Here is a 12,762-nt window from a genome sequence, read left to right on the forward strand (position 1 = left end):
ATGCCTCCTCCAAGGCACGCTTCGTGTGGTTGTTGTAACTTTGAAAAGGATATGCACAGATTGATGCACATGGGAAAACGAAATGCCCCGTGGGGGGCTTTGATAGGGGCAGGAGGCAATGACGCGATCAAAGGGGGAGGATGTCTGCCATGACACCTGCATCTTTTCCCACGCGCAAGCGTTTGCCCAGGGAGATGATCAATGATTTTCCCCTGCGCCACTATGATGGTCCCATTACCCTGGTGACCGATCCAGAGGATGTGGGTTATGCGTGCGCGTGCTTATCGCGCGAAAGGGTCCTGGGTTTTGATACGGAAACCAAACCGGCCTTTAAAAAGGGCCAGTCCTTTCGGCCGGCCCTTTTGCAGCTTGCAGGCAGTGATTGCGTGTATCTTTTTCAGCTCACCAAGACATCTCTTGTGGATCCCCTTGTTTCCCTTCTGACAGATGAGTCCATCGTCAAGGCCGGGGTTGCCGTGCGTGATGATATCAAAGGCCTTAATGCGCACAGGTGTTTTCATGCCGGCGGGTTTGTGGATTTGAGTGTCATCAGCAACCAGCATGGTTTTATGACCCGCGGTCTCAGGAACATGTCTGCCAATTTTCTGGGCTTTCGCATTGGCAAAGGGGCGCAACGCAGTAATTGGGGTCGATCGGTCCTGACCCGGAAACAACAGGTTTATGCGGCCACCGATGCCTGGGTCAGCCGCCATTTGTACCTGTGTTTCCAGCGGTTGTCCTTGCTCTGACGGCCCTGGGGCATTTTGCTGTCATGTTCAAGAAGACGGAAAAAGTGCTCCCTTGAGGTTGACAGAAGGAAATTCTGCTCAATATATATACCCGTCCGTTTATCACAGGAGCTGGCAAGGTTGGGCGTGTCTCGGGGTGTCCGCGCGTACCATGCTTGTTGGCCTTTTTTGCGGGTAAAGGATGCAGCCCCGTTAGGTGTAACACCCGCTTTGCGGGTGTTCAGATATTTTGTCAGGGTCAACCCGGGTATTTCCATGAATATCCGGAATACAATGGAGTAGGATAATGCCTATTTACGAGTATTGCTGTGAAGATTGCGGTCACATTTTCGAAGAGTGGCAGAGCGGGTTTGAGGAAAAACATTTTCCCTGTCCCATTTGTACGGGTGATTCCAAACGGATTGTTTCCCATACCTCGTTCGTCCTCAAAGGGAGTGGTTGGTATGTGACGGATTATTGCAACAAACACTCGTCACCCAGTTCTTCGGGCAACGGGAGCAAGGAAAAGTCCTCCACCTCCTCCACGACCTCGTCCACCACGACCTCATCGGCGAGCAATTCGGCATCATAGTCGTGTGATCAGTATTTGCTCCCGCAAGAGCCGGACTGCCAAAACACCAGGGGCCGTGTCAGAAAAATCTGACACGGCCCCTGGTGTTTTGGATCTTTGGCACATGCCGGAAAGGGCATGATGATCAGGAGGCCGGGGAAATGGACAGGTCACTGAGCATGGCTTCAAAGGCAGCAAGGCGTTCCATCATTCTTACCGCAAGCTGTTGGGCCTGTTGTTCCCTGGCATCTTTGTTTCTGGAGATCTTATTGACAATCTGCGTTGCCGTGAACTCAAAGGCTGTTGGGGAAAAATCGGCGAGCATGGCTTCATATTCCATGACCAGGCCAACCATGCGTTCGTATTCTCCTTTTTGTTTGCGAAAGCATTCCTTCAGTCCCTTGAGATAGGCGTCCCTGACCGTGTCCGAAACATCCTGGTGAAGCTTGTCCAGGGCATGGACCCACAAGGTCAAAAACAGGGGCTTGTACAATTCGGAAAATTGTTCCCGTTTGAAAGTACGGTGCGGGCCAATGCCCAGAATGGCCAATTCTTCTTCCAGGGTTGCATCCAGATAATAGCGGTTGAATTCCTTGATTACATCGTTGACGTTCACGTCGCGCATATGTTTTCCTTGTTGGTTAAATGAGAAAGATCCCTTGTCTTCCTGACATGGGAAGCCGTACGGGTTGGGCAACCGTGTTGGCCGGTTTTCCCGTTCTTCGACACAATGCATCGCATTGTGGGGGATTACCAGCGCCATCCCGGATCAACAATCATGTCCTTGGGGGCCTTGGCTTCGACATGCACGGAAAGGGTGGCATTGGTTCCAGGGTCAAGGTCCAGGGACCAGTGCATGATTTCCGGTGCATCATGTTCCTTGGCAGGCGCCGGCGTGCCGGAAACGGTCAGGACGATATCCTTGTCGCGGGAAATGGGCCGTGGTTCCTCGACCATCGCCTTGATGGCCTGGGACTTGTTGTTGGTGATGAGCAGGTCCCAGTCCCATGTCCATGTTGCTTTTTGGGAGAATACACCGGTGCTTCCGGTTTGTTTGTCCCGGAGCACGGATTTGGCCTGGACCAGAGGATCGGGTCCGAAAAAAAGGTCGAGCTGCTTTCCGGAAAAGGAAAAGGCCTGTTTATGCAGGAATGCGCCATCTACCAGAAACATGGCCTCGCCACGGGGAAGGTCGAGGGCTGTGCGAGGGGTGATCCGGGTGTGCAGGAATCCGAAGCCGCTCACGCTTGGTCGGATGATATAGGCAAATGACGCGGGCCAGACAGCTTCCTTGATGCCGAGCCGGACATGGTCGCCCGCCACAATGGTTCGGGATCCGAGATCCCAGGTGGAATAGGTTCCCTTGCGCTGTTCCACGGCCTGGTTGGCAGCCGCCTTGGTAACTTGCTGCATGGCCGCACGAGGCATTGCTGCTTCTTCCAGCATGTACGACCTGCTGTCAATCCCCACGGGTTGCCGCGGTTTGAGAATCCACGGTCTGATGCGCGGCGGCGTGGAATGCATGTGGGTTTTGCCCGTTGCCAGGGACAGTTGCACATTGTTCCAATCCCTGCCCGTCCCCTGATGCACAAGGGCTTGCCAGGTGAAAAGGACCTTGTTGCGGGCTGGCAGGGCTTCAAGACGGTAAAGAGGGTTCCAACCGCATTCTTTGACCGAGTATGACCAGGAGCAGGGAAGAGCGGTTCGGGGGCCGGGTGAAAATCCAAGAAGAATTTTCCAGTTTTTGGTTTGGGACCCTTGAATGGCGGCCATGCGTTTTTGAATTCTTTCGATGTCTTGCGCATTTTTTTTCAATTCGTTGGCTATATGATGGGTTTCGATCATGGCCTTTTCTATTTCCTGATCCATGGTCAAGGCCATTTTTCTGAATGCATCAAGTGATCCCTGCGTGGTATTCTGACGTGACCGCCAGAAATCGATGCGTGCCCCAAGCGCCTTGTTGCGGGCTTCAAGCCGTCCCTTGCGCGCATCAAGAGCCTGTAATTCCTTCCTGAGTTCGGCGAGTTGGCGGGAATCTGTTACAACAACGGATGTTGGAGACAAATCGGTCAAGGCAACCCCCTTGGGGGGAAATAACGTCAGGGAAGAGGGATCAGCCTGTCCAGGGAGTATGATCTCCCCCAAACGCTTATCCCCGACAGTGGTTACCGTAATGGTTCCCTGTTCCTTGATGGTTGCCGAATCCGGAAACAGGGTCACTTCCGAAATAACGGCAAGGACCGGACCAGCAGGAGCAAAAACGCAAAACATCGACCAGAACATGAGCAAAAGGAGCAGGCGACATGGCTTGAGCATACAGGTTTCTCCTTGTTTGGAATGCAGCATGAAGGTTGTACCGGGTCAAGTCTGGCATCCTTTGGAAGGGATTTCAAGATGGTTATGGCTCCTGGTTTTGGTTTGCCATGGGGACAAGTTGGGCTGTTTCCTGCCTGTGAAACAATCTTGCTTCAGGGCCTTGCCTTGACAGTCTCTGGATGAATACATAATTTGCATGATCGTTTTTGCGTATACAATCAACCTTTGAACATACTTCCTTCCAAGGAGAAACTCATGGCCCTTGAAATCCGTCTGGTTAAACTTATCAATGGCGATATGGTCATTGGCAAATGGGATGTCGAGAACAACAAAATTCAGGACCCAGCCATTTTGCAGACCATACCCACCCAGCAGGGTGGAGTGCAGATGATGCTCCTGCCTTTTGGCTATCCTTTTGACAATGAAATCGAGGGCGAAATCTCCATGGAGCATGTCCTTTACCAGTATAAATCGGTTCCCGAGGAGCTCAAGACCAAATATCTCGAGGCATCCAGCAATTTGACCCTTTCCACGGCCAATGATCTTCGCAACCTTGAAAATCTCGGTCAGGGAGGCGGCAACGTCTCCAATATTGGTGATCTTTTCAGAAAATAGTTGTTTGCTGTTTTTCGTGGCTTCCCAAGGCACAAAGGAATTTTGCCGCTCCTTTGTGCCTTTTGCGTGTCTGCCAACCGTCACTTATCGAGCGTCACTACCATGAAAGAACTCCTGCCCCTGTTTCCCAGGCCCAGCCATTATCTTGGCAACGAAATCAATGCCGTGCACAAGGATCCACACAAGGTCGCGGTCCACCTTGCCCTGGCTTTTCCGGATCTTTACGATGTGGGCATGTCCTATCTCGGCCAGAAAATTCTCTATGAGATTGCCAACCAGAGGGATGATGTCTGGGCGGAACGGGTTTTTGCGCCCACCCAAGAGGTGGCTGCCATTCTCAAGGAGCACCAGACACCCCTGGCGTCCCTGGAGTCGGATACCCCCCTGGGGGAGTTGGATGCCATTGCCTTTAGCATCACCCATGAACTTTGCTATACGAACATCCTGTACATGCTTGATCTGGCCGGTATTCCCCTGTGGTCCAGGGATCGTGGCGATGGAGATCCCCTGATCATTGCCGGTGGTGGGTGTACGTTGAACGCCGAACCCGTGGCCCCGTTTTGTGATGTCATGGTTCTGGGTGATGGTGAAGAGACCCTGATGGATCTGATGGATGTCATTCGAAGCGGCAAAAGAAACCAACTTTCCCGTGAAGCCATGTTGCGGGAAATGGCATCCATTGCCGGGGTGTATATTCCTGCCTTTTTCCAGGACGAGGGGCCGGGGAAGCCCTTGCGTCCCCTTTATCCGGATCTGCCCATGCCGGAAAGGCGCAGTGTGGCGGATATCAATACCATTGATTTTCCCGTGAAACAGATTCTTCCCTACGGGAAACCGGTACATGACAGATTGACCGTGGAAATCGCCCGGGGATGTACCCGGGGATGCCGTTTCTGTCACGCGGGCATGGTGTACAGGCCGGTGCGCGAGCGCTCCCTGGACGAGCTCAAACGCATTATCGACCAGGGGCTTGAACAAACAGGGTATGAGGAGATCTCCTTTCTTTCGCTCAGTACGGGTGATTTTTCCGCATTTCAGAAGCTTTTCATGCAGACCTTTGCCCAGTGCAGAAGCCAGCAGGTTTCCATTTCCCTGCCATCCCTGCGGGCCGGATCGGTCAACGAATCCCTTCTCACCCGCATGGCCGAGATCCGGCATACGGGCATGACCGTGGCTCCCGAGGCCGGAACCCAGCGACTCCGGGATGTTATCAACAAGGGGATCACCCAGGAAGAAATTCTGGAGCATTCCCGCATGGTCTTTGCCCATGGGTGGCAGAGCATCAAGCTCTACTTCATGATCGGTCTGCCCACGGAAACCAGGGAAGACCTGGACGGGATCCTGGATCTCTGTCTGAAAGTGCGGGATACGGCCGGGAAAAAGGCCAAACGCATGCAGATCACGGCAGCCATTTCCCCGTTTGTGCCCAAACCCTTTACCCCGTTTCAGTGGGAACCCCAGATAACCGTGCAGGAAATTGAAGAACGGCTCCAATACCTCAGAGAGATCTTCAAGCCCTACGGGTTTTTGCACCTCAAATGGCATCATTCGCACATGAGTTTTCTGGAAGGCATTTTTTCACGAGGTGACAGGAAGCTGGCGCAGGTCATTGCCAGGGCGTTTCACAAGGGGGCCTTGTTTTCCAGCTGGTCCGATCACCTCTGTCTGGACCTCTGGCTGGAGGCCATGGACGAATGCGGGTGTGATCCCGAGGCATATATCGGGGGTCGTGACCTGGAAGCTGCTTTGCCCTGGGATCATATCAATGCCGGGGTGAGCAAACGGTTTTTACGCACGGAACGCGCAAGGGCCCTGGGGGAGAAATCTTCCCCGGACTGCAGGTACAACCCCTGCCGTCATTGCGGTGTGTGCGGTATGGACGGACAGGCATCCATCCTCACCCAGACCGAATCCCCCTTGCAACCGATTCTGAACAATGCGGACAGGGATCAACACCATGAGGAACCGTGCGAAGATGTGCCCAACCCGGATCAGGAGAAGTTGATCCACAAGGCCTGCCATTACCGGGTGTGGTATCGGAAAATGGGATTGTCCATTTATCTGAGCCAGCTTGAACTGCAGAGAATTTTCGAGCGGGCCCTGCGTCGGGCCGGGTTGGCAACAACCTTTTCCGCCGGATTTCATCCCATGCCCCTCATGTCCTTTGGCATGGCCCTGCCCGTGGGGGTCGGCAGTCAGGCCGAGTGGGTGAATATCTATTTTCGGGAGGAATTGAGCGAAGAGGACATCCTGACGCGCATGGACGGACAATTACCCCAGGGCATGCGTGTTCTGGCGGCCCAGCCATTGAGCATGGGCAAGAAACAGCCCCAAGCCGTTGCCGAGGAGTATTCCATTTGCTTCCAGGGCACAGAGGAACACCAAGCCCGGGCCATGCAGGCGTGGCAGGATTTCATTTCCAGGGATACGTTTTTGATTGACAGAACCAACAAGCGAGGCAGGGTGGTGCAGGTTGATCTGCGATCCTTTGTCCGTTCGAGCAGTATGGAAGGGGAGAGGGTCAAGGTGGTCTTTGACTGGGCACAAGGGTACACCAATCCCTTGAATCTGCTCATGGCCGTGTGTCCTCATTTGTCGCCCATGCATTTTACCATGGTAAAGGAGCGGCAGATCATGTGATTATTGCCTGAGGTTCTCGCAGGGAATGCATACACAAACGCGGTTTCATCGTCTGATGAAACCGCGTTTGCTTGTTTGAGGGGACAAGGAAAATGATCATTCCCGGTCTTTTTGTTTGAGCCAGTCAAGGATTTCGTCATCCTCTTCGCGTACAGGGGCTGGCCGAGCAGCTTCTCCGGCATCAGTCGGGGGAGGTAATGCGGATTTGCGGCGCATGATGATCAGGATGACAACAAGAAAGAAGGTTACCCCGACAATGGTCAGCAATCCGTAGATGACCACCTGGGTCAGGGATTGGTGAATGTTTTCCAATTCCATCCTGGATTGCTGCTGCAGACCGGACAAAGTGGCGTTGATGTTTTCAAGGGACGAAAGATGGCCAAGGGTTTTGGCCTTTTGGGAGGTGATGAAGGCCTCGATCTCGCCGATGGCTTGCTGTTGCCCGGTCAGTCCGTTTTCAAGGAGCACTATTTTTTTCTGCAAGGTGACAATCTGTTCGTCCTGATGGGCAGTGGTCTTTTGCAATTGCTCAATCGTGGTTTCAAGGGCCGCGTTTTTTTGGATCAGCAGATCCTTGTTGGCCACCACCATATTTTTTTGCTTGTCAATGGCCGCCAGCAGTTCCTTTTTCTGGGCCTCAAGCCCGGTGCGCAGGGTTGCGAAGTGCTTGGCGTGGGCGGTTTGTGTTGTTTTCATGGCCGCCAGCTCCTGGCTGACGGTTTCATTGATTTCCAGAATGGACGCATTCAGCCCGTTGATGGCGTCCAGAGCCTTGAGAATATCCTGGCCGTGTGTGGAGGAGGCCTGCCGGAGTTCTTCAAGGTTCATGGACAGGGTTTCCACCTGTTGTTGCAGGGATCGGGAAATCTTCTGAAATGCAAACAGCTGATTCTGCATTTCAAGGATGTCGGATTGCCGGGTATTCTCCAGGGGCATGGTCGTGTTTTGTCCAAACGTCGGGTTGCACGGGATCGCCAGAAGAAGAAACAAAACAAGCGTTTTCCAGAACATGACCGTTGCCTCGTGAAAAGTTGATGGGTTGCAAGAAAAGTGCATCACGTGACATAGCCGCAACCTTTGCATTTGTCCAAGAAAACAGAGGAGCGCAAAAAGCTGATCCTGCAACGCAAAAAGGCCTTCCAGAATGATCTGGAAGGCCTTTTGTACACGGGTAACCGGTTTCAGCCGCTAACTAACGGGCCTGATAGGCTTCTGAAATGACAACCAGGACGCGTCGGTTTTTCTGTCGTCCTTCGGCCGTCTTGTTGCTGGCGATGGGACGATCCTCGCCGTAGCCACGGGTCTTGAGGATGGACGGATCCACACCGAATTGTTCCGTGAGATAGGAGGCAACGTTCTGGGCACGCTTCAGGGACAATTGCTGATTGTAGGCAGCCGCACCGCGATTGTCGGTATGCCCCTCGATCGTTGCGGTGACCCCGGAATGCTGCTTCAGGTAAAGGGCCACTTCTTCCAGTTTGTGGTGATATTTCTGCTTGATGATGGCCTTGTCGTGATCAAATTCGATCCCCAGATCGATTTTAATGGGCAGGGGGCATCCCCTGGCATCCACGGCAAAATCGGCAGGGGTTTGCGGGCATGCGTCCATATAATCGTACACGCCGTCACCGTCGGTATCCAGGGGACATCCGGACGCGTTGACCTGCACGCCCTCGGGGGTATCCGGGCATTTATCCATGTAATCGTAGACACCGTCGCCATCCGAATCAAAGGGACAGCCCCTGTCATCCACGGCAACACCCATGGGTGTGTCAGGGCAGTGGTCAGCGGTATCGATAACACCGTCATGATCGCTGTCTGTGGCCATATCATAGAAAACTTTCTGGATGAATGCAGCACGCTTGGCCTGATTTTGCATCTCTTCGTAGGTTATGCTCGCTGAACAGGAACTCAGGGAGGCCATGTGGTTCACCAGTTGGTGCTCCTGGGCCGTCTGAGCCAGGCTGACCACATGGATGCACAGGTCGGGATAATGCTTTTCATACAGGGCCTGGGCGACCATGATGGGTTCCTTGCCCTGGTTGTGGCCGCCGTCGGTAACGAGAATGAGGGCCTTGGAACCAGGCATGCAGCCAATGATGGAGTCCATGGCCGAAAGACCTTTACCCAGAGGGGTCGGGTTGCCGATGAATCCCCAGGTGAGAATGTCTGTGGGAATCATGTCGATGGCTTGTCCATAGGACGAGGTGTCGTACACGGTTGGCGGGGCGTAGGTCTTGAGCGGTGCCATGGTTTCCAGACTGGAGACATAGCCGAGTTCGGGGATGTGACGATTGAGCTGGGACAGGATCTCCTTGGCCAGCATGATCTTGGTCTTGCCGGTTTCCTTGTACTCCCAGCCCATGGAACCGGAGCTGTCCACAAGAAAGATGAAATTGTCGATTTTGGGAACCAGGTCCATGGCAGAAACGGAATGCAGACCGCCATATATGAGAATCATTGCTGCAACTACAAGGGAAAATAGTGTTTTCCGCATGAGTAAACCTCCTTTTTGAGTTTGTATCGGGTTGTAGGGTTGATTAATTCGTTACCGCGGACGGTTCTGCCTTGTATACATGAATATCCTGCTGGGGAAAGGGAAAGTTGATCCCCTCGGCATCGAAACGGTTTTTAATGGTTTCCAGAAGGTTGAAATACACATCCCAGTAATCCGCCGCTTTGACCCAGGGTCTCACGGCAAAATTGACGCTGCTGTCGGCCAGTTCCGCCAGTCCGATGGTCGGAGCTGGATCGGCAAGAATCCGTGCATCCTTGGCCAGAATATCGGCCAAAACCGCCTTGGCCTTGTCAATGGGATCTCCATAGCCAATGCCGATGGTCAGGTCCACACGGCGAATGTCTTTCATGGAATAATTGATGATATTATCAGAGAGCAGTTTGGAGTTGGGGATGATAATGACCTTGTTGTCCGGTGTCTTGGCCATGGTGGAGAAAACCTGAATCTCTTCGACCGTGCCTGCTATGCCGGCACCCTCGAAGTAATCGCCCACGCGGATGGGACGAAAGAGGATGATCAATATGCCTGCCGCAAAATTGGATAACGACCCCTGCAGGGCCAGACCGACAGCCAGGCCGGCGGCACCGAGAACAGCGATGAGGGAGGTGGTCTGGATGCCCAGGGCGCCCAGGGCGGCGATGATGACCACGAGCAGAAGTACGGTATAGGTGATGTTGAGGGCAAAGGGGATGATGGTTGCATCCACGCCGGCTTTGGTCATGATCCGTCCAAGGAGCTTCTTGAGCATCTTGGCTACCCACCGCCCGATAATGAAAATAAAGATGGCCGCGAGAATTTTGAGACCGTACAGGGTGAGCATGTTTTGAAGCACGGTCAAAAGAGCGCTGACATCGAACATGGATGTACCTCCTGGTGTTGCATGCTGAAAGGTGTGTGCACCGGTATCGGCCTGCCGTCATGAGATGACAAGACTACATTCCCATTTACATAATTTGAAAGGGTATTGCAAAGAAAATTTGTCAAAAAGGGGTTTCTCATGCCGATTGGGCAGGATGTCGGGTAAAAGAATATTGCCGATCCCGGATGGAGCAGCCATGGCGGTGGTGGCGAAAAAACATGCTCTTGCGCGCTGTTTTCTGCAAACAGTCTTGGATTTGTTGGAGGTTTTTGTCCATGTTTCCAGGAGAAAACCGTGTCAACGCCAAAAATGAGCGATATATTGGTCTGTTGCACATGGCATGAATTTTTCATCTCTTGTTCTTCAGATGCCACGATGAACAAACATGGTACCAGGAGGTAGATCCATGCCAGGGTCAAAAGATCGAAGGAGTTTCAAAAGATATCCGTACAAAACACCTGTGGAAGTACGGTATGAGAACAAGGGGGATATCCATTATGGACAAATGCGCAATTACAGTAACAAGGGGATGTGTATTGAGACCAGTGAACCTTTCAAGTTGGACAATAATGTCTACATTCGCATGAAAGAATACCATCCTGGACGCAAGGGGGTTAATTCCTACGAATGGTACGGGGGGAAAGTTCGCTGGGTTCGTGAAGAAGGCGAAAAAGGAATGGATTTTGTTGTTGGCATTCAATTTCCATCTCCCATGATGTATTGAGAATCACGGGAGATGGATTGGGGAAGGTGTTGGGGACGATGATTCAAAAAGATCTCATTACCTACCTGATTTGGCACCAGACAAAAGAACAGAAACCCGGGCAGTATCTGCTGAAAGATGATTGGCAGGCCCATCAGGCCTTGTCAGGGGCAGGCCCGGATTCCGGAGGGGTGACGTCCACCACGGTGATGGTGTATTGAAGTGTTTCGCCTGCCAGGGGATGATTGGCATCAATGGTGATGATGTCGTTATCCATGTCCAGAATGATTCCTGGCAGTTCTTCACCCTCAGGGGTTCGCAGGATGATTTCCTGTCCCGGAGTGATGGGCCCCAAAGGAGGCATGGCCTCCTTGGCAATGGTGAGGAGCCTGTCGTCCCGGTATTCTCCGAATCCTTCTTCCGGACTGACCTCAATGGTTCGGGTCTCGTCCTTGTCCATGGTCCGGATGGTTGATTCCAGTTTTTCCAGGATTTCGTGATTGCCAAGGCAAACGGACATGGGGTCGCTTGCAAAGGTTGATTCAAATATCTCGCCGTCGCTGAGTTTTCCTTCAAAATGGATGGTTATGCGACTTCCATCGGGGTGTGCTGTCATGGTGCATCCTTGGGGCGCTGTCTGCCGGTTGGTTGTTGGGAAAAAGAAACAATGACACCGCGTTGGTATCATGTTGAAATTGTCAATCATTGGGGGTAGGAAAGTCAATTCCTTTCACCATTTAAAACGGAGCAATCCATCACATGCTAAATAGGTACTGCCGTTTTCCGGGACTCATGCGCCTTGTGGCCGGACTTGTTGTTTTGTTGAGTCAGAGTGTTGGTGTTCAGGCCGGCAACATGGTCATGATAGGAGATTTTTCCTCCGAAAACCTGCAGGGATGGGAGGCAAAATCCTTTGCCGGCCAAACGGCATACAGCTTTGCCAGCGTGGATGGGAACATCATGCTCAAGGCCGAAAGCAACCAAAGCGCTTCGGGATTGACCCGAAAGATCAAGGTCGACCTGACCAGAACACCGTATCTGAACTGGTCGTGGCGGGTGGATTCCGTCCTGTCGGCCAGAAATGAGACGTCCAAGGATGGCGATGACTATCCGGCCCGTGTATATGTGCTTGTGAGCGGGGGAATCGCCTTTTGGAAAACCAGGGCACTCAACTATGTGTGGTCGAGCTCCATGCCCAAGGGTGCCTCATGGCCCAACGCCTTTCTCTCCAACGCGCGCATGCTGGTTGTCCGATCGGGTCCGGCGGAAACCGGTCAGGTCGTGTTTGAAAAACGCAATGTTCTTGAGGATCTGAAAACCTATCTGCATCTTGATGCCGACCAGATCGATGGCGTGGCCATCATGACCGATACGGACAACGGCGGTGGCCATGTAACGGCCTATTACGGAGATATCTATTGTACCGCACAATGATTCCTTGGGTCAGGACAGGAATTGGGTCAGGACAGGAAAAGGGCGGCCATCCATGTCCCGGGGGGCAGAAACATGAAGACCAGACTGGTGTCTGATCCTGCATCCTGTTGTCGCCCTGGTGCAGGTGACGTCCACCAGCGCGGCATGCATTCATCTTTTCATCAGCCAGAAAATCAGGGAGGCCACCACCGAGATCACCAGCGACGTGGTGATGGGAAACCATATTTTCACGTTTTCCCTGTTGATGAGGATATCCCCGGGCAGTCTACCCAGGGGAAGTTTGCTCACCAGGGGCCAGGCAAGGCCAAGGATTACAATGATCACGCCCATGATGATCAGGGTGCGTTGCATGGTGTTCCTCCTCACTTATTGTCGGTT

13 protein-coding genes are annotated in these 12,762 nt (G+C 52.9%); 6 read left to right on the forward strand and 7 right to left on the reverse strand.

What is annotated here, in order from left to right:
• Positions 1-149: 149 nt before the first annotated feature.
• Positions 150-749: a 3'-5' exonuclease gene (locus DPF_RS09340; protein ID WP_069859767.1), complete on the forward strand. Its 600-nt coding sequence runs from the start codon at positions 150-152 to the stop codon at positions 747-749.
• A gap of 286 nt (positions 750-1,035) precedes the next feature.
• Entirely contained in the window at positions 1,036-1,320 is a 285-nt protein-coding gene (locus DPF_RS13760; protein WP_083254612.1) for an FmdB family zinc ribbon protein, read from the forward strand.
• A 124-nt stretch (positions 1,321-1,444) separates the two neighbouring features.
• On the opposite strand, the gene DPF_RS09345 is transcribed toward DPF_RS13760, so the two are convergent.
• Complete coding sequence (locus DPF_RS09345; protein ID WP_069859392.1) at positions 1,445-1,924, reverse strand: hypothetical protein; 480 nt, start codon at positions 1,922-1,924, stop codon at positions 1,445-1,447.
• A 125-nt stretch (positions 1,925-2,049) separates the two neighbouring features.
• Positions 2,050-3,615, reverse strand: coding sequence for a DUF4139 domain-containing protein (locus DPF_RS09350; RefSeq protein WP_176724224.1), 1,566 nt, complete (start codon positions 3,613-3,615; stop codon positions 2,050-2,052).
• A gap of 255 nt (positions 3,616-3,870) precedes the next feature.
• Here DPF_RS09350 and DPF_RS09355 point away from each other — a divergent pair, with 255 nt between their 5' ends.
• Both DPF_RS09355 and DPF_RS09360 read left to right on the forward strand, forming a co-directional pair.
• Positions 3,871-4,230, forward strand: a complete 360-nt coding sequence (locus DPF_RS09355) for a hypothetical protein (protein ID WP_069859396.1) — start codon at positions 3,871-3,873, stop codon at positions 4,228-4,230.
• A 102-nt stretch (positions 4,231-4,332) separates the two neighbouring features.
• Positions 4,333-6,870 carry a TIGR03960 family B12-binding radical SAM protein gene (locus tag DPF_RS09360; protein WP_069859398.1) on the forward strand — a complete coding sequence of 846 codons (2,538 nt, stop codon included), beginning with the start codon at positions 4,333-4,335 and terminating at the stop codon, positions 6,868-6,870.
• A gap of 96 nt (positions 6,871-6,966) precedes the next feature.
• Here the strand turns inward: DPF_RS09360 and DPF_RS09365 are convergent, their stop codons facing one another.
• From DPF_RS09365 to DPF_RS09375, 3 genes are all read right to left on the reverse strand, one after another.
• The gene (locus DPF_RS09365; protein WP_069859400.1) at positions 6,967-7,881 is read right to left on the reverse strand and encodes a coiled-coil domain-containing protein; all 915 of its coding nucleotides are present in this window, start codon (positions 7,879-7,881) and stop codon (positions 6,967-6,969) included.
• 181 nt (positions 7,882-8,062) lie between these two features.
• Positions 8,063-9,367, reverse strand: coding sequence for an OmpA family protein (locus tag DPF_RS14395; RefSeq protein ID WP_069859402.1), 1,305 nt, complete (start codon positions 9,365-9,367; stop codon positions 8,063-8,065).
• A gap of 43 nt (positions 9,368-9,410) precedes the next feature.
• Positions 9,411-10,247, reverse strand: a complete 837-nt coding sequence (locus DPF_RS09375; RefSeq protein ID WP_069859404.1) for a mechanosensitive ion channel family protein — start codon at positions 10,245-10,247, stop codon at positions 9,411-9,413.
• Between the two features lie 406 nt (positions 10,248-10,653).
• Here DPF_RS09375 and DPF_RS09380 point away from each other — a divergent pair, with 406 nt between their 5' ends.
• Entirely contained in the window at positions 10,654-10,971 is a 318-nt protein-coding gene (locus DPF_RS09380; RefSeq protein ID WP_069859406.1) for a PilZ domain-containing protein, read from the forward strand.
• Positions 10,972-11,104: 133 nt separating this feature from the next.
• Here the strand turns inward: DPF_RS09380 and DPF_RS09385 are convergent, their stop codons facing one another.
• The gene (locus DPF_RS09385; RefSeq protein WP_069859408.1) at positions 11,105-11,566 is read right to left on the reverse strand and encodes an FKBP-type peptidyl-prolyl cis-trans isomerase; all 462 of its coding nucleotides are present in this window, start codon (positions 11,564-11,566) and stop codon (positions 11,105-11,107) included.
• A gap of 143 nt (positions 11,567-11,709) precedes the next feature.
• Here DPF_RS09385 and DPF_RS09390 point away from each other — a divergent pair, with 143 nt between their 5' ends.
• The gene (locus DPF_RS09390; RefSeq protein ID WP_218069978.1) at positions 11,710-12,384 is read left to right on the forward strand and encodes a DUF3047 domain-containing protein; all 675 of its coding nucleotides are present in this window, start codon (positions 11,710-11,712) and stop codon (positions 12,382-12,384) included.
• Positions 12,385-12,534: 150 nt separating this feature from the next.
• Here the strand turns inward: DPF_RS09390 and DPF_RS09395 are convergent, their stop codons facing one another.
• Complete coding sequence (locus DPF_RS09395; protein WP_069859411.1) at positions 12,535-12,735, reverse strand: DUF2905 domain-containing protein; 201 nt, start codon at positions 12,733-12,735, stop codon at positions 12,535-12,537.
• Between the last annotated feature and the right edge of the window lie 27 nt (positions 12,736-12,762).

Origin of the sequence: Desulfoplanes formicivorans (genome assembly GCF_001748225.1) — a bacterium.
Classification (GTDB): domain Bacteria; phylum Desulfobacterota; class Desulfovibrionia; order Desulfovibrionales; family Desulfomicrobiaceae; genus Desulfoplanes; species Desulfoplanes formicivorans.